Here is a 20,853-nt window from a genome sequence, read left to right on the forward strand (position 1 = left end):
GGGGTCGTGAATCAGGGGTCGGTCAGCGCTCGAGTTCCGCCTCGGCCGCGGCCAGCGCCGCGAACTCCTCCTCGGGCGCCTTCGCCACCAGATGGTGGCGACTGTAGAACGCGAAGTAGGCCAGCGCGATCGCGTACACCCCGAGCGCGATGAACGCCGCGTTCTTGTCCACCAGGAAGGTCGCCACCAGGGCCGAGAGGGCGAGGACGAAGGCGATCGAGGAGGTGACCACGCCGCCGGGGGTGCGGTACGGGCGGGCCAGGCCGGGTTCCCGGCGGCGCAGGACGATGTGGGAGAGCGCCATCAGCGCGTAGGAGATGGTGGCGCCGAACACCGCGATGTTCAGCATCCGGGCGCCGTCTCCGGTTCCGGCGGCGAGCGCGAAGCCGAGCGCGCCCGGGATCAGCAGGCCGAGGTACGGCGACTTGCGGCGGCTGGTGAGGGAGAGGAAGCGCGGCAGGTAGCCGGCCCGGGACAGGGCGAAGAGCTGGCGCGAGCCCGCGTAGATCAGCGAGAAGAACGAGGCCACCAGGCCCGCGAGGCCCGCGTAGTTCACGAAGCGGCTGAGCGCGGTCGGCTCCCCGTCGCCCTGGAGGGCGACCACCAGCGGGTTGCCGGCCTCCTGGATGGCCGCCGAGCCGCGGGCGCCGGTCGCCGCGAAGAAGGTCACCACCGCGAGCACCACCAGGATGCCCATGGACAGCGCGAGCGCCCGCGGCATCGAGCGCACCGGGTCCTTCGCCTCCTCGGCCGCGAGCGGCACGCCCTCGACGCCCAGGAAGAACCACATGCCGAAGGGGAAGGCCGCCCAGATGCCGAGCAGCCCGAAGGGCAGCCACGAGCCGGAGCCGAACGCGGTCGTGTCGACCGGGATGTCGTCCAGGCCGTTCACGTGGAAGTCGCTGAGCGCGCCGAGCGCGAAGACCAGCAGGGCCGCCACCGCGACCGCGGTGACGATCAGGCTGAAGCGCAGCGCCTCGCCCACGCCCCACAGGTGGATGCCGATGAAGAGCGCGAAACAGACCAGGTAGACCGGCCAGCCGGACTCCAGGCCGAAGAGCCCGAGCGACTCGACGTAGTCGCCGATGAAGATCGAGATCGCGGCGGGCGCCAGCACGTACTCGATCAGGATGGCGGTGCCGGTGAGGAAGCCGCCCCAGGTGCCGAGCGCCCGGCGGGCGAAGCCGTAGCCGCCGCCCGCCGTGGGCAGGATCGCGGACAGCTCGGCCAGCGAGAAGACCAGGCACGCGTACATCGCGCCCATGAGGACCGTCGCGATGGCCAGGCCGCCGAAGCCGCCCTTGGACAGGCCGATGTTCCAGCCCGAGAAGTCGCCGGAGACGACGTACGCGACGCCGAGCCCGGTGAGCAGCAGCCAGCCGGCGCTGCCCCGGCGCAGGGTGCGCCGTTCCAGATAGTCGTCGGACGTGACCGTGTTTCCTGTGGTGCCTGAGGTGTCTTCCAGCGTCATGCCAGCGCTCAGCTCCCCGCAACGGGCCCAATGGATCGGTGCCATACCTTTGCGTCGGGCGTACGGGGAGCGCAAGTCCCCTGCGTTACTTTCGGGTTACGCCGTCGCGCCGCCCCCTCAGGTCAGGAAGCCGCGCAGCAGGGCCGCCGTCCCCGCGCAGTGCTCGCGCATCACCTCGCGCGCCGCGTCCGCGTCCCCGTCCAGGACCGCCTCCACCAGCGCGGTGTGCTGGTGCTGCGAGTGCTCCAGGTTGCGCACGAGCAGCGGGATGCAGTCCAGCAGGTCGTTGACGGTGGCCCGGACGGCCGCGTACTGCGCGGTCAGCGTCGGCGAACCGGACAGCTCCGCCAGCGTGAGGTGCAGCAGGGTGTCCTGGCGCCGGTAGTCGCCGAGCGGCGCGTCGTGCGTCGCCGCGAGCGCCGCCCGCAGCCGCTCCGCACCCTCCTCGTCCAGCCCGTGCGCCGCGCACAGACCGGCCGCGCCGACCTCCAGGACCTCGCGGAAGCGCAGCGTGTCCTCCATGTCGACGGCCGCGATCCGGCGCCGCAGCTCCGCCTCGTCGGCGGTCTGCGGGCGCTGCAGCACGAAGGTCCCGCCGTACCGCCCGCGCCGGCTCTCCACCAGGCCCTGTTCCTGCAGCACCTTCAGGACCTCGCGCAGCGTGACCCGGCTGATCCCCATCCGGTCGGCGAGCTCGCGCTCGGCCGGCAGGCGCTCCCCGCCGGGCACCAGCCCGAGCCGTACGACCTGCAGGATCTGCTCCAGGGCCTCCTCGAAACCGTTGCCCGCGCGCACCGGCCGCAGCACGGGCGTCAGCCGGTCCGCCGATTCACTCGTACTGGCCACCTCGTCGTTTCCCCTTCCCAAGCAATGGTCCTGAGCAATACCTTATGGCTCCCGGCAGGCCGAAGGAGGAGTAATCCCGTGGCAGACCGCACACCCCCGCTCTCCGTCGACGAGCTCCGCGCGCTCGTCGCGAGCGGCGAGATCGACACCGTCGTCCTGGCCTTCCCCGACATGCAGGGCCGGCTCCAGGGCAAGCGGTTCGCCGCCCCGTTCTTCCTGGACGACGTGCTCGACCACGGCACCGAGGGCTGCAACTATCTTCTGGCCGTCGACACCGAGATGAACACCGTCGGCGGCTACGAAATGTCCTCCTGGGACCGCGGCTACGGCGACTTCGCCATGCTCCCCGACCTCTCCACCCTGCGCCGCGTCCCCTGGAACGAGGCCACCGCCATGGTGATGGCCGACCTCGCGTGGAACGACCGCACCCCCGTCGTCGCCGCGCCCCGGCAGATCCTCCGCCGCCAGCTCGACCGGCTCGCCGCCCACGGCTTCACCGCCCACGTCGGCACCGAGCTGGAGTTCATCGTCTTCAAGGACACCTACGAGCAGGCGTGGGACGCCAACTACCGGGGGCTGACCCCGGCCAACCAGTACAACATCGACTACTCGGTCCTCGGCACCGGCCGGATCGAGCCCCTGCTGCGCCGCATCCGCAACGAGATGGCCGGCGCCGGGCTCACCGTCGAGTCCGCCAAGGGCGAGTGCAACCCCGGCCAGCACGAGATCGCCTTCAAGTACGACGAGGCCCTCGTCACCTGCGACCAGCACGCCGTCTACAAGACCGGCGCCAAGGAGATCGCCGCCCAGGAGGGCTGCTCGCTCACCTTCATGGCGAAGTACAACGAGCGCGAGGGCAACTCCTGTCACATCCACCTCTCGCTCCAGGACGCCGACGGCCGCAACGTCATGGCCGGTGACGGGGCCGACGGCATGTCGGACGTCATGCGGCACTTCCTCGCCGGACAGCTCGCCGCGATGAGGGACTTCTCCCTGCTCTACGCCCCCAACATCAACTCGTACAAGCGCTTCCAGCCCGGCTCCTTCGCCCCCACGGCCGTCGCCTGGGGCCACGACAACCGCACCTGCGCCCTGCGGGTCGTCGGCCACGGGCGCTCCACCCGCTTCGAGAACCGGCTGCCGGGCGGCGACGTGAACCCCTACCTCGCCGTCGCCGGACTCGTCGCCGCCGGCCTCCACGGCATCGAGCAGGGCCTCGAACTGCCGCCCGCCTGCACCGGCAACGCGTACGCCGCCGAGTACGAGCACGTCCCCACCACCCTCCGCGAGGCCGCCGAGCTGTGGGAGAACAGCGAGATCGCCAAGGCCGCCTTCGGCCCCGAGGTCGTCGCCCACTACCGCAACATGGCCCGCGTCGAACTCGACGCCTACGACGCCGCCGTCACCGACTGGGAACTGCGCCGCTCCTTCGAACGCATGTGAGGAACGACTTGCCGCACGAACTGCACGTCCTGAACCCGGCGACCGAGGAGGTCGTCGCCACCGTCCCCGCCGCCACCCCGGCCGACGTCGACGCCGCCGTCGCACGGGCCGCCGCCGCCCAGCGCCACTGGGCCGCCGCCGCACCCGCCGACCGGGCCCGGATCCTGCGCCGCTTCGCCGCCGTCGTCGACGCCCACGTCGAGGAACTGGCCCTCCTGGAGGTCCGCGAGGCCGGCCACACCATCGGCAACGCCCGCTGGGAGGCCGGAAACGTCCGCGACCTGCTCGACTACGCCGCCGGCGGCGTCGAGCGCCTCAACGGACGCCAGATCCCCGTCCCCGGCGGACTCGACATCACCCTCCTGGAACCCCTCGGCGTGGTCGGCGTCATCGCGCCCTGGAACTTCCCCATGCCGATCGCCGCCTGGGCCACCGCCCCCGCGCTCGCCGCCGGCAACGCCGTCGTCCTGAAGCCCGCCGAGACCACCCCGCTCACCGCCCTGCGGCTCGCCGAGCTCGCCCTGGAGGCCGGCCTCCCCGAAGGGCTGTTCCAGGTGCTCCCCGGCGAAGGACCCGTCGCCGGCAACGCGCTCGTCGAACACCCCGGCGTCGCCAAGGTCGTCTTCACCGGCTCCACCCGGGTCGGCAAGCAGATCATGGCCAAGGCCGCCGACCAGGTGAAGCGGGTCACCCTCGAACTCGGCGGCAAGAGCCCCAACATCGTCTTCGCCGACGCGGACCTCGAAGCCGCGGCCGCCGCGGCGCCGATGGCCTTCCTCGACAACAGCGGCCAGGACTGCTGCGCCCGCACCCGCATCCTGGTGCAGCGCGAGGTGTACGACCGCTTCCTGGAGCTCCTCACCCCCGCGATCGAGGAGATCGTCGTGGGCGACCCCCTCGACGAGCGCACCCAGATGGGCCCCCTCATCTCCCGCGCCCAGCTCGACCGCGTCCGCTCCTACGTCACCGAGGACCTCACCGCCGTCCGCGGCAAGGCCCCCGAGGGGCCCGGCTTCTGGTACCCGCCGACCCTCCTCACCGGCGTCCCGGAGGACGCCCCCTGCGCCGTCGAGGAGATCTTCGGCCCGGTCGCCGTCGTACTGCCCTTCGACGACGAGGCCGACGCGATCCGGCTCGCCAACGCCACCCCGTACGGCCTGTCCGGCTCCCTGTGGACCCGCGACATCGGCCGCGCCCTGCGCGCCTCCCGCGCCGTCCGGGCCGGCAACCTCTCCGTCAACTCCCACTCCAGCGTCCGCTACTGGACCCCGTTCGGCGGCTTCGGCCAGTCCGGCCTCGGCCGGGAGCTGGGCCCCGACGCCCTGACCGCCTTCACCGAAACCAAGAACGTCTTCATCAGCACGGAGGCCTGACCCGCATGAGCAACGAGACCACCGAAGAGAGCATCTGCCGCCGGCTCGTCGGCCGTACCGCCGTCATCACCGGCGCCGGCAGCGGCATCGGCCTCGCCACCGCCCGCCGCCTCGCCTCCGAGGGCGCCCACGTGGTGTGCGGCGACATCGACGAGCGGGCCGGCAAGGCCGCCGCCGAGGAGGTCGGCGGCACCTTCGTGAAGGTCGACGTCACGGACCCGGAGGAGGTCGAGAACCTCTTCAAGGTCGCCTACGACACCTACGGCTCCGTCGACATCGCCTTCAACAACGCGGGCATCTCGCCGCCGGACGACGACTCCATCCTGGAGACCGGCCTGGAGGCCTGGAAGCGCGTCCAGGACGTCAACCTGACCTCCGTCTACCTGTGCTGCAAGGCCGCCCTGCCGTACATGCGGCGCCAGGGCCGGGGCTCCATCATCAACACCGCCTCCTTCGTCGCCGTCATGGGCGCGGCCACCAGCCAGATCTCGTACACCGCCTCCAAGGGCGGCGTGCTCGCCATGTCCCGCGAGCTCGGCGTCCAGTTCGCCCGCGAGGGCATCCGCGTCAACGCGCTCTGCCCCGGGCCCGTCAACACGCCGCTCCTCCAGGAGCTGTTCGCCAAGGACCCCGAGCGGGCCGCGCGCCGCCTGGTGCACATCCCGGTCGGCCGGTTCGCCGAGGCCGAGGAGATCGCCGCCGCGGTCGCCTTCCTCGCCAGCGACGACTCCTCGTTCATCAACGCCACCGACTTCCTCGTCGACGGCGGCATCTCCGGCGCGTACGTGACCCCGCTCTAGACCTCACCACCGCCGCCGCCCCCTCCCCACCCCACCCCCACCCCGCGCAGCCGGGCGTCGCAAGGCGCCCGGCTGTCGTGCGTACGGACAGGAGACGCGTCCATGAAGAGAAGGCTCCGCACCACCGCCGCCGCGGCGTCCCTCGCCCTCGCCGCGACCGGCCTGCTCCCCACGGCGAGCGCCGCCGCCCGGCCCGCCGCACCCCGGCCGTGCCCCACCCTCACCGTCACGGAGGGCTGGTACGGCGACAACAAGGCACGCCTCGACGACCTGATAGCCGCCCGGTGCGCCGAGACGAAGCCGCACCAGGGCGGCACGGGATCCGCAGGCCCCCGGCGCGAGAAGCCGGTCGCGGTCTTCGACTGGGACAACACCGTCGTCAAGAACGACGTCGGCGACGCCACCTTCTACTGGCTGCTCCGCAACGACCGCATCCGCCCCCCGCAGCACGGCGAGTGGACCACCACCAGCCGCTACCTCACCGCCGAGGCCGCCGCCGCCCTGGGCGCCGCCTGCCCCACCGGGGTGCGCACCCTGCCCACCGCGGCCCCCACCGCCGCCGGCATCCGCTGCGCCGACGAGCTCCTCGCGGTCTACGGCACGGGTGCCACGACCGGCGGCAGGACGGCGTTCGCCGGGTACGACCGCCGCCGCATGGAACCCCAGTACGCCTGGCTCGCCCAGCTCCTGAACGGCTGGACGGCCCACGAGGTGCGCTCCTTCGCCGCCGCGGCCCGCGCCGAGAACCTGGCCGCGCCGCAGGGCGCCACCCAGCGGGTCGGCAGCCGGAACGTGACCGGGTGGGTCCGCTACTACGACCAGCAGCGCGACCTGATCCACGCCCTCCAGGGCGCCGGATTCGACGTGTGGATCGTCTCTGCGTCCCCCGAGCCCGTCGTGGACGTCTGGGCCCGGGGCGTGGGCATCGACCCCTCCCACACCGTGGGCATCCGCAACACCACCGAGCACGGCCGCCTCACCGGCCACCTCAAGGGCTGCGGCGGCGTCCGCGACGGCGAGGACCGGATGATCACCTACATCGACGGCAAGCGCTGCTGGATCAACCAGGAGATCTTCGGCGTCCACGGCCCCGCCGCCGAACGCGTCCAGCCCGCCGCCCGCCGCCAGGTCCTCGCCGCCGGCGACTCCGACACGGACGTCACCTTCCTCCGCGACGCCACCGGTCTGCGGCTCGTCCTCAACCGCAACAAGAACGAACTGATGTGCCGGGCCTACGACAACGCCGACGGCCGCTGGATCGTCAACCCCATGTTCATCGACCCGAAGAAGCGGCGGACCACCCCGTACCCCTGCGCCACCACCGGCTACACCGCCTCCGACGGCACGGCCGGACCGGTCAGGCGGGCCGACGGCAGCGTCGTACCGGACCAGGCGGACACCGTCTTCTGACGGCCCCGGGAGGTGCACGGGCGCGCCTGTCCCACGGGCGCGCCCGCCCGGGGGCGCCTAGGGGGCGCTTACAGGAAGGTCTGCCCCTCGCCCCGGTACGTCGGGACCGCCGACGTCACCCGGTCGCCCTCCACCAGGTGCAGCGTGTCGAAGCGCTCGCACAGCTCGCCCGCCTTCGCGTGGCGGAACCACACCTTGTCGCCGATGCGCAGGTCGTCGGCGGGGGAGCCGAGCAGCGGGGTCTGCACCTCGCCCGGACCCTCCTGCGGGTCGTAGCGCAGCCCCTCCGGCAGGTACGGGACCGGGAGCCGGTCCGGACCCGCGGCGCCCGAGGCCGGGTAACCGCCGCCGAGCACCGTCACCACGCCCACACCCGGGCGGCGCACCACCGGCTGGGCGAAGAGCGCGGCGGGACGCCCCGAGAAGGACGTGTAGTTGTCGAAGAGCCGCGGCACGAAGAGCCCCGAGCCCGCCGCGATCTCCGTCACCGCGTCCTCGGCCGCCGTGTGCTGCACGCTGCCCGTGCCGCCGCCGTTCACGAACTCCAGGTCCGGCGCCACCGCCCGCACCGCCCGGACCACCGCCGCCCGGCGGGCCGCCAGCTCCTTGCGGGCCGCGGACTGCATCAGCCGGATCGCCCGCGAGCGCACCGGCCGCCCCGCCACCGCGTCACCGACACCGGCCACGTGCCCCTCGTACGCCATGATCCCGACCAGCCGGAAGCCGGGGCGGCGCACCACCGAACGGGCCAGCTCCGCCAGCTCGGCGGGCTCGCGCAGCGGCGAGCGCCGGGCCCCGATCCGTACCCGGCCGCCGAGCAGCCGCAGCGAGGTGTCCAGCTCCAGACAGACCCGGACCTCCTCCGTGCCACCCGCCCGCGACGCCTCGATCAGGTCGAGCTGCGCCACGTCGTCCACCATCACCGTCACGGCGCCCGCCGGCTTCGCGTCGCCCGCGAGCTCCGCGAACCCCGCCCGGTCGGCGGAGGGATAGGCGAGCAGCACGTCCTCGAAACCGGCCCGGGCCAGCCACAGCGACTCCGCGAGCGTGAAGGACATCACTCCCGCGAATCCGTCCCGGGCCAGCACCCGCTCCAGGAGCGCCCGGCAGCGCACCGACTTGCTCGCGACCCGGACCGGCTTGCCGCCGGCCCTCCGGACCAGGTCGTCGGCGTTCGCGTCGAAGGCCTCCAGGTCGACTACGGCGACAGGCGCGTCGAGATGGGCGGTGGCCCGGTCGTACCGGGCGCGGTCGGCGGCACGGGGAGTCATGGCCCGAGCTTGCCAGACGGGTTTACGCGTGGGTAGCCCCTGGGTTCCCGCGCCCGGGGGAACAGCCCGTAGAGTGGCGGCCATTGCTTTCGCAGATCGACCAGGGGGACGGGGATGAGCACCGAGCCGCAGCGCCCCACGTCCCGCATCACCGAGGCCCTCCTCCCACCGGAGCGCCCCACTCCGCCGCCACCCGCCGCGGCCCCCGCGCCTGCTCCGCAGCCCGCCGCCGCCCCCGCGCCGCGGCCCGAGCGGCCCGCCTCCGCGCCGCAGGCCGAGCGGCCTGCCCCTGCGCCCCGGAATGAGCGGTCCGCCTCCGCGCCCCCCGCCGAGCGGCACGCTCCCGCCCCCCAGGCCGAGCGGCCCACCCCCGCGCCCCGGACCGAGCGGCCCGCCTCCCGCATCACCGAGGCCCTGCTGCCCCCGGAGCGACCCGCCGCCCCCGCCGCCCCGCCCGCTGCGGGGCGCCCCGTGGCGCAGCCGCTGCCGCCCGAGCAGCCCGCGCCGGGCGCGGAGGCGCCCACCGAGACCACCACCCGGCTCCGCCCCGTACGCGACGACCGCCCGGCCCCGAGCCCGGGCGCGGGGCCCGTCGGCACCGACCGTCCCGCCCCGGCCGCCGGGCCGGCACGCGCCTACCAGCCCACCCCGGGCGGACCGCCCACCCGGGGCGCGCAGTCCGGCCGCGAGCACCGGCCCGCCCCGGCGCCCCGCTTCGCGCCCCCGGGCGGCACCATCGCGTCCGGCGGCACCACCCCGCCCGGCGCCGCCACCCTGCCCGGCGGCCACGGCTACGCCTACGACGCCTGGGCCCTCGGCGCCGAGACGCCCGTCGAGACCACCACGCGGCTGCGGCCCGTCCGGGAGCGCCACACCGGGCGGGTCGTCGGCGCGGCGGCCTGTGCCGTGCTGGCGCTCGGTCTGGTCGGCGGGGCGCTCACCGGGGCGGTGCTGGCCGGCAGCGGTGCCGGGCAGCCCGCCGAGGCCGCCGGCTACACCCCCGCCCGGGCGCTCTGGCACAACGCGCCCGTCGACACCCTCTTCCCCCGCACCCTCGCCGGCGCGGCCGCCGGACCGGGTGGCTCCGCCCGTACGTGGACGCGGATCGTCGTCGCGCCCGACGCGCCCTGCACCGCCGCGACCCTGCCCAAGGAGCTCGGCACCGCCCTCGGCACCGTCGGCTGCGAGCGCGTCCTGCGGGCCACCTACACCGACGCGACGTCCTCCCACGTCGTCACCGTCGCCCTCGTGTTCACCGGGGCCGACGCACCCACCATGCGCACCCTCGGCTCCCGCGCCGCCGACGAGGTGCCGCCGGCCCTGGCGGGCCCCGGCACGGTCGCGGCCCGCTTCGGCGCCGCGCAGCGGGCGAGCTGGTGGCGGCACATCCTGCCCGACCTGCCCGTCGTCGTGACCTCCGTGTCCGGCTTCGCCGACGGCCGCGCCGTCGCCGAACCCGAGCCCGCCGACCGCGCCATGACGCCCAAGCGCACCACCGCCGTCGCCCAGGCCGGCCTCGGACACGAGGCGAAGGGCGTCGCCGACGCCGTCGAGCGCGCCCTGCGCCGTACCGTCGCCGCCACCGTCGAGGAGGACCAGCGGTGACCCCGCGCCGTACCGCCGCCGCCCTCCTCGCCGCCGCCTTCGCCGTCCTCCCCGCGACCACCACGCCCGCGTACGCCGACACCATCCGCGCCCGCCAGTGGGGCCTCGACGCCCTGCACACCACCAAGGCCTGGCGGACCACCCGCGGTGAGGGCATCACCGTCGCCGTCCTCGACACCGGCGTCGACGCCACCCATCCCGACCTCGCCGGCTCCGTCCTGCCCGGCACCGACCTGGTCGGCTTCGGCGCCACCCGCGGGGACCGCGCCTGGGCCCGGCACGGCACCGCGATGGCCGGGATCATCGCCGGTCACGGCCACGGCGCCGGCGCCCAGGACGGCGTCCTCGGCGTCGCGCCCGAGGTCCGTGTCCTGCCCGTGCGCGTCATCCTCGAAGGCACCGACAAGCAGCGCGACAAGGCCCGCAAGACCCGAGGCGCCGCCCTCGCCGAGGGCATCCGCTGGGCCGCCGACCACGGCGCCGACGTCATCAACCTCTCCCTCGGCGACGACTCCGAGTCGGCCCACCCCGACGCCGGTGAGGACGCCGCCGTCCAGTACGCCCTCGGCAAGGGCGTCTCCGTCGTCGCCTCCGCCGGCAACGGCGGCGAGAAGGGCGACCACATCTCCTTCCCCGCCGCCTACCCCGGCGTCATCGCCGTCGCCGCCGTCGACCGCTGGGGCACCCACGCCTCCTTCTCCACCAGCCGCTGGTACGCCACGGTCAGCGCCCCCGGCGTCGACATCGTCATCGCCGACCCGGACCGGCGCTACTACGAGGGCTGGGGCACCAGCGCCGCCGCGGCGTTCGTCTCCGGCGCCGTCGCGCTGGTCCGCGCGGCCCATCCCGACCTGACCCCCGCCCAGATCAAGCGCCTGCTCGTCGACACCGCGCGCAGCCGTCCCAAGGGCGGGCGCAGCGACGACAAGGGGTACGGCACGGTCGACCCGGCCGCCGCGATCGAGGCGGGCGCCGCGCTCAAGGCCGCCGACCCCAAGGCCGCCGTGGCCGGCTACAAGGGGCGGTACTTCGGCCCCGGCCCGCAGGCCGCGCCCGAGGAGAGCCACCCCATCGGGCTGCTCGCGCCCCTCGCCGGCGGCGTCGGCGTCCTCTTCCTCGCCGCCGCGGTCGCCCTCTGGCGGGGCAGCCGCAGCCGCTGAACCACCGGCGGTTAGGCTCGGGGCGTGGCGCTCAAGAACATCCCCGACCCCGGTTTCTCCGACGACGACGGCACCGCCGACCCGCGGCTCGCCGCGGCCCTGGCGGCCTGGGCGGAGGACAGGACCGCCCACGGCCCCGTCCTCGCGGCCCTGCGGGAGGCCAGGCTGCTCGTGCCGGTCGTCGCCGTCCTCGGCGAGGTCGAGGTGGACCCCGTCACGGGGCTCAAGCAGGAGAAGACGAGCGACATGGCGGTGCCCACGCTGACGGCGGGGGACCGGCGGGCACTGCCCGCGTTCACCTCGATCGCCTCGCTCGCCCTGTGGGACCCGGCCGCCCGGCCCGTCGCGGTCCCGCTGCACCAGGCGCTCGCGGCCCTCGCGCACGAGAAGGCCGACACCCTGGTGCTCGACCTGGCGGGCCCGGTGCCGTACCAGGTGACCGGCTCCGCGCTGCTCGCCCTCGCCGAGGGCCGCACCAGCACGGACCCGCTGGACGACCCCGCGGTACGGGACGCGGTCCGGGCCGCCGTCGCCGCCGAGCCGGCCGTCCTGCGCGCCCACCTCGGGCCCGGCACCGCCGACGGCACGCTGGCCCTGGTCCTCGCCGAGGACGCCGCCCCGGCCGAGGCCGCCCAGCGCGTGGCCCGCGCCCTGGCCGCCGACGAAACACTGAGGGCCCGCCTGGTGCGCGGCCTCGACCTGGCACTCCTGCCGGCCTCGGCCACGCCTCCCGGCGAGCCCTTCTACGTAAAGAACTGAAATGAGGGGTGCGGGGCCCATCGGTGCCCTGTGCCCCCCGCGGCCCTCTCGGGCCGGCGGGCGGCGAGGCTCCAGCCGTACACCGGCCTCCAGCCGTACACCGGCCCCGTGGCTGCGCTCTCCCGGGGGGGCGACCCCCGTACCCCCCGCGGCCCTCTCGGGCCGGCTGCCGGCGCGCGGTGAGGCTCTAGCCGTACACCGGCCCCGTGTACTTCTCGCCCGGGCCCTGGCCCGGCTCGTCCGGGACGAAGGAGGCCTCGCGGAAGGCGAGCTGGAGGGACTTCAGGCCGTCCCGCAGCGGGGCCGCGTGGAAGGAGGAGATCTCCGTCGCGCCGGCGTCGAGCAGACCGGCCAGGGCGTGGATCAGCTTGCGGGCCTCGTCGAGGTCCTTGTGCTCGTCGCCCTCCTCGGTGAGCCCGAGCTTCACCGCCGCGGCGCTCATCAGGTTGACGGCGACCGTCACGATCACCTCGACCGCGGGGACCTCGGCGATGTCGCGGGTCATGGCCTCGAAGTCGGGGGTGTCGGGGGTGTCGGTGGACTCGTGCTGGGGCGTCTCGCTCATGCCCCACACGATAAGCGGCCCGAGAGTTCGCGCCGACCGGCGGGTCCTGCTAACCTTGTGTAACGACCGGCCGGACACGTGCGTGCCCGGCCCACAAGTGGAGGCTCCGACTTCCCACCTGGCCGCCCTCAAGGGTGGCGGGTCACCGGTCAGGTGGCGCCCATCGTTCCGTACGGACGATGGAGCCGCCCGATGTGCGCCCCGCGGTTGACCGCGGCGGTGCTCCGGTTTTCGTGGAGCCCCGCCTGTGTCCCGTCCGGGGCATTTTTCGTGCTCCCGCTCGGTTGGTCTCGACAGTTCTACCGTGACGTGTCCGTCCGCCAAGGCGGTCGCGTGGTGCTACCGAGGAGGATCCATCAGCGCCGAGCCCCGCATCAACGAGCGGATTCGCGTTCCCGAGGTGCGTCTTGTCGGCCCCAGCGGCGAGCAGGTGGGCATCGTCCCGCTTGCCAAGGCCCTGGAGCTCGCGCAGGAGTACGACCTCGATCTGGTTGAGGTCGCGGCGAACGCCCGTCCGCCCGTGTGCAAGCTCATGGACTACGGGAAGTTCAAGTACGAGTCGGCCATGAAGGCCCGTGAGGCGCGCAAGAACCAGGCGCACACGGTCATCAAGGAGATGAAGCTCCGGCCGAAGATCGACCCGCACGACTACGACACCAAGAAGGGTCACGTCGTCCGGTTCCTCAAGCAGGGTGACAAGGTCAAGATCACGATCATGTTCCGTGGTCGTGAGCAGTCCCGGCCGGAGCTCGGTTACCGACTGCTGCAGCGCCTCGCGGAGGACGTTCAGGAGCTTGGCTTCATCGAGTCCAACCCGAAGCAGGACGGCCGGAACATGATCATGGTTCTCGGTCCCCACAAGAAGAAGACCGAGGCCATGGCCGAGGCTCGCGAGGCCCAGGCCGCGCGCAAGGCCGAGCGTCAGGGCGGTTCGTCCGAGGCGCCCGCCGCGGAGGCCCCGGCCGAGGAGGCCCCGGCCGAGCAGGCTTCGGCCGACACGTCGGCCGAGAACGCCGAGGCGTGATCCCGCGGGGCTGCCGCCAGGCAGCCCCAGGGTTCCGCCCCGGAACCACCAAACGAAATTGACGCTCCCGGTTGTCCGGTGCCCGCACCGGGGGAGCGCCACTGACGAGGAGATAACGGCGCTATGCCGAAGAACAAGACGCACTCCGGTGCCAAGAAGCGCTTCAAGGTCACCGGCTCCGGCAAGATCCTGCGCGAGCGCGCCGGCAAGCGCCACCTGCTCGAGCACAAGTCGTCCAAGCTGACGCGTCGCCTCACCGGCAACGCCGAGATGGCCCCGGGTGACTCCGCCAAGATCAAGAAGATGCTGGGCATCTGATCTGATCTCCCGCCCTCGGCGACGAGGGCATCCGGCACAGACCGGGACCCATCCGTTTTCCGGGTCGTGTGAGGACCACCACGACCCCGCTACAAGGAGTTAAGAAGTGGCACGCGTCAAGCGGGCAGTCAACGCCCACAAGAAGCGCCGGGCGATCCTCGAGCAGGCCTCCGGCTACCGCGGTCAGCGTTCGCGCCTCTACCGCAAGGCCAAGGAGCAGGTCACCCACTCGCTGGTCTACAACTACAACGACCGCAAGAAGCGCAAGGGCGACTTCCGTCAGCTGTGGATCCAGCGCATCAACGCCGCTGCCCGCCTGAACGGCATGACGTACAACCGCCTCATCCAGGGTCTGAAGGCCGCCAACATCGAGGTGGACCGCAAGATCCTCGCCGAGCTGGCCGTCAACGACGCCAACGCGTTCGCCGCGCTGGTCGAGGTCGCGCAGAAGGCCCTCCCGGCCGACGTCAACGCCCCGAAGGCCGCCGCCTGATCTTCCAGGTCGCAGTACTTCTGCCCGGACCCGCAGGCCTCGCGCCTGCGGGTCCGGCGCGTTGCGCGCCGTATCGCCCCACCGCTGCCGTCATCGAGCCGTCGTCGAGTCAGAGAGCCGCAGGCACATGTCCACCCCCGAGCTGATCTCCCCGCGTTCGCCGCGCGTCGTCGCCGCCCGGCGGCTGGCCAAGCGCAATTTCCGGGGCAAGGACCGCCTCTTCATCGCCGAGGGCCCGCAGGCCGTCCGGGAGGCCGTGCAGCACCGCGGCAGCACCGGTGAGCCGACCCTCGTCGAGCTCTTCACGACCGTCGAGGCCGCCGAGCGCTACGACTCGATCATCGAGGCCGCCCGCGCCGCCGGCGCCCGCGTCCACCACGCCTCCGACGCCGTCCTGGCCGAGGTCTCCCAGACCGTCACGCCGCAGGGCCTCGTGGGCGTCTGCCGCTTCCTCGACTCGCCGTTCGAGGAGATCATCGCCGCCCGGCCCAAGCTGGTCGCCGTCCTCGCCCACGTCCGCGACCCCGGGAACGCCGGCACCGTGCTGCGCTGCGCCGACGCGGCCGGCGCCGACGCCGTGATCCTCACCGACGCGTCCGTCGACCTGTACAACCCCAAGTCCGTCCGCGCCTCCGTCGGCTCCCTCTTCCACCTCCCGGTCGCCGTCGGCGTCCCGGTCGAGCAGGCGGTCGCGGGCCTCAAGAGCGCCGGTGTGCGCATCCTCGCCGCCGACGGGGCCGGCACCGACGACCTCGACGACGAGCTGGACTCCGGCACCATGGGCGGTCCCACCGCCTGGGTCTTCGGCAACGAGGCCTGGGGGCTGCCCGAGGAGACCCGGGCGCTCGCCGACGCCGTCGTCCGTGTCCCGATCCACGGCAAGGCCGAGAGCCTCAACCTCGCGACGGCGGCCGCCGTGTGCCTGTACGCCTCCGCGCGCGCCCAGCGCCCCCGAACCACCGCCTGAGGACTCCACCGGACCCCGTCGGCCTAGTAGGGTGACGCACTCGGGGCCCACTGCGCTACACGGAGGGGTGGGATTACGGGGATGACGGTCGGCACGGGCAGTCCCGCACAGGCACGGAGCACCGCGCCACACGCGCCGGAGCCGCCGCCCGCGCCGGATTCCACGGGACACGCGCCCGAGCCGCCCTGCGCGCCGGATTCCACGGCACACGCGCCCGAGCCGGACGCCGCGGCGCATACGCCCGAGCCGCCCTCCGTGCCGGGCGCGGCGCCCGGCGCCGGGCAGGCCGCCCCGTCGCACCCGTCGTTCGACGCCGGCCTCGGCATCGACCCGGACGATCTTCCCGACGGTCTCGTCGTCGCCGACGAGACCGGCCGGATCATCTGCTTCAACGCCGCCGCCGGCCGGATCACCGCCGTGCCCCCCGCCGCCGCCCTCGGCCGGCCCCTCGACGAGGCGCTGCCCCTGGAGGACCTCAAGGGCAGCCGCTGGTGGCCGCTGACCGACCCGTACGGCGGGCTCGCCACCCGCCGTGGCCAACCCGAGCGGAACCTCCTGCTGCCCGGCGGGCGCGAGGTGCTCGTCTCGGCGCGTTACGTGCGCGACCACCCCAACGGGCCGGTGCGGCGGCTCGTGGTGTCGCTGCGCGGCACCGAGGCCCGGCGCCGCAACGAGCGGAGCCACGCCGAGCTGATCGCGACCGTCGCGCACGAGCTCCGCTCGCCGCTCACCTCCGTCAAGGGCTTCACCGCCACCCTCCTCGACAAGTGGGAGCGGTTCACGGACGACCAGAAGCGCCTGATGCTGGAGACCGTCGACGCCGACGCCGGCCGCATCAAGCGCCTCATCGCCGAGCTCCTCGACATCTCCCGGATCGACTCCGGCCGGCTGGAGGTGCGCCGCCAGCCCGTCGACATCGCCGCCGCCGTCGGCCGGCACGTCCACGCGCACACCGCGGGCGGGCAGTCCCCGGACCGCTTCTTCGTCCGGGTCAGGCCCGACCTGCCCGAGCTGTGGGCCGATCCCGACAAGATCGACCAGATCCTCGGCAACCTCCTCGAAAATGCGGTGCGCCACGGCGAGGGAACCGTCACCATCGAGGTGGCACCCACCACGGCCACCACCGACGGAGAGAAGGGGACGGAGGTCACCGTGAGCGACGAAGGCCCCGGCATCCCCGAGGAGTCGATGGGCCGTGTCTTCACCCGCTTCTGGCGGGGCAGCAAGCGCGGCGGCACCGGTCTCGGCCTCTACATCGTCAAGGGCGTCGTCGAGGCCCACGGCGGCACCATCACCGTCGGACGCGGTCGCCGTGGCGGGGCCGAATTCCGATTTATCCTGCCCGTCGGCACCCCGGCACACCTCCTCTGACGCCTTCGGGACGTCGCCTCCCCGTCTCGCCTGACGAGACCGCACGAGGTCTGGAGCCGCTCGGGCCGCCCACGGGCTCAAACGCGTCCCCACACCCCGTTAGACTCGTCCTTTGGCACGTTTGCGCCCTTGACGTCGAGCGGGGCCGCCCAGCCAGCCAACGGAAGCACGGGAAGAGATGTCGGCACCCAATAAGTCGTACGACCCGGTCGAGGTCGAGGCCTTGAAACCGGAAGAGATCGAGCGCATGCGGGACGAGGCGCTCGCCGCCTTCGCCGCCGCAGGCGACCTCGACGCGCTCACCCACGCGAAGACCGCGCACACCGGCGGCACCTCGCCGCTGGCGCTCGCCAACCGCGAGATCGGCGCCCTGCCCCCGCAGGCCAAGGCCGCCGCCGGCAAGCTCGTGGGCCAGGCCCGCGGCGTCGTCTCCAAGGCCCTGGCCGCCCGCCAGGCCGAGCTGGAGGCCGAGCGCGACGCGCGCGTCCTCGTCGAGGAGGCCGTCGACGTCACCCTGCCGTACGACCGGATCCCGGCCGGTGCCCGCCACCCGCTGACCACCCTCATGGAGCGCGTCGCCGACGTCTTCGTGTCGATGGGCTACGAGGTCGCCGAGGGCCCCGAGGTCGAGGCCGAGTGGTTCAACTTCGACGCCCTCAACTTCGTGCCGGACCACCCGGCGCGGCAGATGCAGGACACGTTCTTCGTCCAGGGAACCTCCGTCGAGGGAACAGCCACCACGGGCGACGAGTCCGGTGTCGTGCTCCGCACGCACACCTCGCCGGTGCAGGCCCGCACGCTCATCGACCGGGAGCCCCCGGTCTACGTCGTGTGCCCGGGCCGCGTCTACCGCACCGACGAGCTCGACGCGACCCACACCCCGGTCTTCCACCAGATCGAGCTGCTGGCCGTCGACGAGGGCCTGACGATGGCCGACCTCAAGGGCACCCTGGACCACATGGTCCAGGCGCTCTTCGGACCCGACATGAAGACCCGGCTCCGCCCGAACTTCTTCCCCTTCACCGAGCCGTCCGCCGAGATGGACATGCTCTGCTACGTCTGCCGCGGCGAGTCCGTCGGCAACCCCGACCGCCCCTGCCGCACCTGCGGCAGCGAGGGCTGGATCGAGCTCGGCGGCTGCGGCATGGTCAACCCGAAGGTGCTCGTCGCCTGTGGTGTGGACCCCGAGAAGTACAGCGGATTCGCCTTCGGGTTCGGCATCGAGCGGATGCTGATGTTCCGCCACAACGTCGAAGACATGCGAGACATGGTCGAGGGTGACGTCCGGTTCACCCGGCCGTTCGGGATGGAGATCTGATGCGGGTCCCGCTTTCCTGGCTGCGGGAGTACGTCGACCTGCCGGCGACGGAGACCGGCCGTGACGTGCAGGCCAAGCTCATTTCGGCAGGACTCGAGGTCGAGACCGTCGAGCAGCTCGGCGCGGGCCTCACCGGCCCGCTGGTGGTCGGCAAGGTCCTCACGATCGAGGAGCTGACGGAGTTCAAGAAGCCGATCCGCTTCTGCACCGTCGACGTCGGCCAGGCCAACGGCACCGGTGAGCCGCAGGAGATCATCTGTGGCGCCCGGAACTTCGCCGAGGGCGACAAGGTCGTCGTGGCCCTGCCCGGCGCCGTGCTGCCCGGCGACTTCCGGATCGCCGAGCGCAAGACGTACGGCCGGGTCTCCAAGGGCATGATCTGCTCGGGCGACGAGCTCGGCATGGGCGACGACGGCACGCACGGCATCATCGTGCTGCCGCCGGAGCACGAGGTCGGCACCGACGCCACCGTCCTCCTGGAGCTGTACGACGAGGTCCTCGACATCGCCGTCACCCCGGACCGCGGCTACTGCCTCTCGATGCGCGGCGTCGCCCGTGAGACCGCCATCGCGTACGGCCTGCCGCTGCGCGACCCGGCGCTGCTCGACGTGCCCGCGCCGAACGCGTACGGCTACCCGGTCCAGATCGCCGACCCGATCGGCTGCGACCGCTTCACGGCCCGTACGGTCACCGGCCTCGACCCCGAGGCCCACAGCCCGATCTGGCTCAAGCGCCGCCTCCAGAAGGCCGGCATGCGCCCGATCTCGCTCGCCGTCGACATCACCAACTACGTGATGCTCGAGCTCGGCCAGCCGCTGCACGCCTACGACCGCAACCGCGTCGACGGCCCCATCGGCGTCCGCCGCGCCGAGCCCGGTGAGAAGATCACCACGCTCGACGGCACGGTGCGCGTCCTGGACGCGGCCGACCTGCTCATCACCGACAACAGCGGTCCGATCGGCCTCGCCGGCGTCATGGGCGGTGCCCACACCGAGATCGCCGACCCGGTCGCCGACCCGGAGACCGGCGTCGTCACCGGCACCACCGAGGTCGTCATCGAGGCGGCGCACTTCGACGCGATCACGATCGCCCGGACGGCCCGCCGCCACAAGCTGGCCTCCGAGGCGTCCAAGCGCTTCGAGCGCGGCGTCGACCCGCAGGCCGCGGCCGCGGCCGCGCAGCGCACGGTCGACCTGCTCGTGCTCCTCGCGGGCGGCACCGCCGAGGCCGGCGTCACCGAGATCGTCGCCCCCTCCGCGCCCCGGACCATCGCCATGCCGGCGAACCACCCGGACCAGGTCGCGGGCGTGGACTACGGCCGCGAGACCGTCGTCCGCCGCCTCCAGGAGATCGGCTGCGACGTCTACGGCCAGGACGAGCTCGTGGTCACCGTGCCCTCGTGGCGCCCCGACCTCAACGCGCCGAACGACCTCGCCGAGGAGGTCATCCGGCTGGAGGGCTACGAGAACCTGCCCTCCACGCTGCCCAAGCCCCCGGCCGGCCGCGGCCTCACCGAGCGCCAGCGCGTCCACCGCCGGGTGGGCCGGGTGCTCGCGGGTGCCGGCTACGTCGAGGCGCTGAACTACCCCTTCATCGGCGAGCAGGTCTTCGACCAGCTCGGCCTGGACGCGGACGACGCCCGCCGCCGGGTCGTGAAGCTGGTCAACCCGCTCTCCGACGAGGAGCCCGCGCTCCGCACGACGCTGCTGCCGGGCCTGCTCGGCGCGCTGCGCCGCAACGACGGGCGCGGCAGCCACGACCTGGCGCTCTTCGAGACGGGCCTGGTCTTCCGTCCCACCGAGGGCCAGCCGGGCGTGGCCGTCCGCCTGGGCGTCGACGGCCGCCCCTCCGACGAGGAGATCGCCCGCGTCAACGCCGCGCTGCCCGATCAGCCGCGCCGGGTGGCCGTGGTCCTCTCCGGCGCGCGCGAGCAGGCCGGCTGGTGGGGCAAGGGCCACCCGTCCGACTGGGCCGACGCGATCCAGGCCGCCCGCCTGGTGGCCGCCGAGGCCGGCACGGAGCTGCTGATCGAAGCCGACCAGCACGCCCCGTGGCACCCGGGCCGCTGCGCCGCGTTCCACGTGGTGATCGACGGCGTGAAGACCCTCGCGGGTCACGGCGGCGAGCTGCACCCCCGCGTGGTCAAGGCCCTCGGCCTGCCGGCCCGCACCTGCGCGATGGAGCTGGACCTGGACATCGTGGAGCGCGCGAGCGTGGGCCCGCTGAAGGCCCCGCGCATCTCCGCCTTCCCGGTGGCCACCCAGGACGTCGCCCTGGTCGTCGACAAGGACGTGCCGGCCGCCACGGTCGAGCGGCACCTGGCCGGCGGCGCGGGTGAACTCCTGGAGTCCATCCGCCTGTTCGACGTCTACACCGGCGACCAGATCGACGAGGGCAAGAAGTCCCTCGCGTACGCCCTGCGCTTCCGCGCCCCCGACCGCACCCTGACGGTCGAGGAGGCCACGGCCGCCCGCGACGCCGCGGTCGCCATGGCGGCGGAGCACACGGGAGCGGTCCTCCGCGGCGCCTGACGCAGCAGGAAGAGGGGCCGTGGGGGGGGGGGGGCCCCCCGGGCCGCGCCCGTGGGGCAGGCGGCGGCTTGAGCCCCCCCCAGGGGGGGGGTGGCCCACCACCCCCCCCGCGGGGGGGGCCGCGCCGG

General features: G+C 73.6%; 18 protein-coding genes. 14 read left to right on the forward strand and 4 right to left on the reverse strand.

Annotated features, from left to right (window positions below; all coding sequences use genetic code 11):
* Positions 1-22: 22 nt before the first annotated feature.
* A complete protein-coding gene (eat, locus tag ACIGXE_RS25480; RefSeq protein ID WP_399751171.1) occupies positions 23-1,471 on the reverse strand; it encodes an ethanolamine permease in 1,449 nt (482 codons plus the stop codon).
* A gap of 117 nt (positions 1,472-1,588) precedes the next feature.
* On the reverse strand, positions 1,589-2,317 hold the full coding sequence (locus ACIGXE_RS25485; protein WP_128976505.1) for a FadR/GntR family transcriptional regulator: 729 nt from the start codon (positions 2,315-2,317) through the stop codon (positions 1,589-1,591).
* 78 nt (positions 2,318-2,395) lie between these two features.
* Here ACIGXE_RS25485 and ACIGXE_RS25490 point away from each other — a divergent pair, with 78 nt between their 5' ends.
* The 4 genes from ACIGXE_RS25490 to ACIGXE_RS25505 all read left to right on the forward strand — a co-directional run bounded on the left by ACIGXE_RS25490 (position 2,396) and on the right by ACIGXE_RS25505 (position 7,343).
* On the forward strand, positions 2,396-3,760 hold the full coding sequence (locus ACIGXE_RS25490) for a glutamine synthetase family protein (protein ID WP_399751173.1): 1,365 nt from the start codon (positions 2,396-2,398) through the stop codon (positions 3,758-3,760).
* An 8-nt stretch (positions 3,761-3,768) separates the two neighbouring features.
* A complete protein-coding gene (locus ACIGXE_RS25495) occupies positions 3,769-5,133 on the forward strand; it encodes an aldehyde dehydrogenase family protein (protein ID WP_399751175.1) in 1,365 nt (454 codons plus the stop codon).
* 5 nt (positions 5,134-5,138) lie between these two features.
* A complete protein-coding gene (locus ACIGXE_RS25500) occupies positions 5,139-5,933 on the forward strand; it encodes a 3-oxoacyl-ACP reductase (RefSeq protein ID WP_399751177.1) in 795 nt (264 codons plus the stop codon).
* A 102-nt stretch (positions 5,934-6,035) separates the two neighbouring features.
* A complete protein-coding gene (locus ACIGXE_RS25505) occupies positions 6,036-7,343 on the forward strand; it encodes a haloacid dehalogenase-like hydrolase (protein WP_399751179.1) in 1,308 nt (435 codons plus the stop codon).
* 68 nt (positions 7,344-7,411) lie between these two features.
* Here ACIGXE_RS25505 and ACIGXE_RS25510 read toward each other — a convergent pair whose 3' ends face one another.
* On the reverse strand, positions 7,412-8,614 hold the full coding sequence (locus ACIGXE_RS25510; RefSeq protein ID WP_399751181.1) for an amino acid deaminase/aldolase: 1,203 nt from the start codon (positions 8,612-8,614) through the stop codon (positions 7,412-7,414).
* Positions 8,615-8,728: 114 nt separating this feature from the next.
* Here ACIGXE_RS25510 and ACIGXE_RS25515 point away from each other — a divergent pair, with 114 nt between their 5' ends.
* The 3 genes from ACIGXE_RS25515 to ACIGXE_RS25525 are packed head-to-tail and all read left to right on the forward strand — an operon-like array spanning position 8,729 to position 12,138.
* Positions 8,729-10,219, forward strand: a complete 1,491-nt coding sequence (locus tag ACIGXE_RS25515; protein ID WP_399751183.1) for a hypothetical protein — start codon at positions 8,729-8,731, stop codon at positions 10,217-10,219.
* Positions 10,216-11,379: a type VII secretion-associated serine protease mycosin gene (mycP, locus tag ACIGXE_RS25520; RefSeq protein ID WP_399751185.1), complete on the forward strand. Its 1,164-nt coding sequence runs from the start codon at positions 10,216-10,218 to the stop codon at positions 11,377-11,379. The genes ACIGXE_RS25515 and mycP overlap by 4 nt, the downstream gene beginning before the upstream one ends.
* A 24-nt stretch (positions 11,380-11,403) precedes the next feature.
* Complete coding sequence (locus ACIGXE_RS25525) at positions 11,404-12,138, forward strand: SseB family protein (RefSeq protein WP_399751187.1); 735 nt, start codon at positions 11,404-11,406, stop codon at positions 12,136-12,138.
* A 187-nt stretch (positions 12,139-12,325) separates the two neighbouring features.
* On the opposite strand, the gene ACIGXE_RS25530 is transcribed toward ACIGXE_RS25525, so the two are convergent.
* A complete protein-coding gene (locus ACIGXE_RS25530; RefSeq protein ID WP_365349866.1) occupies positions 12,326-12,703 on the reverse strand; it encodes a DUF1844 domain-containing protein in 378 nt (125 codons plus the stop codon).
* Between the two features lie 304 nt (positions 12,704-13,007).
* On the opposite strand from ACIGXE_RS25530, the gene infC reads away from it, so the two are divergent.
* The 7 genes from infC to pheT all read left to right on the forward strand — a co-directional run bounded on the left by infC (position 13,008) and on the right by pheT (position 20,725).
* Positions 13,008-13,727: a translation initiation factor IF-3 gene (gene infC / locus ACIGXE_RS25535; protein ID WP_399751190.1), complete on the forward strand. Its 720-nt coding sequence runs from the start codon at positions 13,008-13,010 to the stop codon at positions 13,725-13,727.
* A 123-nt stretch (positions 13,728-13,850) separates the two neighbouring features.
* Complete coding sequence (rpmI, locus tag ACIGXE_RS25540) at positions 13,851-14,045, forward strand: 50S ribosomal protein L35 (RefSeq protein ID WP_041128339.1); 195 nt, start codon at positions 13,851-13,853, stop codon at positions 14,043-14,045.
* Between the two features lie 106 nt (positions 14,046-14,151).
* Positions 14,152-14,538, forward strand: coding sequence for a 50S ribosomal protein L20 (rplT, locus tag ACIGXE_RS25545; protein ID WP_019884941.1), 387 nt, complete (start codon positions 14,152-14,154; stop codon positions 14,536-14,538).
* A gap of 127 nt (positions 14,539-14,665) precedes the next feature.
* Entirely contained in the window at positions 14,666-15,505 is an 840-nt protein-coding gene (locus ACIGXE_RS25550) for a TrmH family RNA methyltransferase (protein ID WP_399751193.1), read from the forward strand.
* An 81-nt stretch (positions 15,506-15,586) separates the two neighbouring features.
* On the forward strand, positions 15,587-16,876 hold the full coding sequence (locus ACIGXE_RS25555) for an ATP-binding protein (RefSeq protein WP_399751195.1): 1,290 nt from the start codon (positions 15,587-15,589) through the stop codon (positions 16,874-16,876).
* Positions 16,877-17,054: 178 nt separating this feature from the next.
* Positions 17,055-18,194: a phenylalanine--tRNA ligase subunit alpha gene (pheS, locus tag ACIGXE_RS25560; protein ID WP_399751197.1), complete on the forward strand. Its 1,140-nt coding sequence runs from the start codon at positions 17,055-17,057 to the stop codon at positions 18,192-18,194.
* Positions 18,194-20,725 carry a phenylalanine--tRNA ligase subunit beta gene (gene pheT / locus ACIGXE_RS25565; protein ID WP_399751199.1) on the forward strand — a complete coding sequence of 844 codons (2,532 nt, stop codon included), beginning with the start codon at positions 18,194-18,196 and terminating at the stop codon, positions 20,723-20,725. The genes pheS and pheT overlap by 1 nt, the downstream gene beginning before the upstream one ends.
* The last annotated feature ends 128 nt before the right edge of the window (positions 20,726-20,853 follow it).

The sequence above is a fragment of the Streptomyces sp. NPDC053431 genome, assembly GCF_044544925.1.
Taxonomy (GTDB): Bacteria; Actinomycetota; Actinomycetes; order Streptomycetales; family Streptomycetaceae; genus Streptomyces.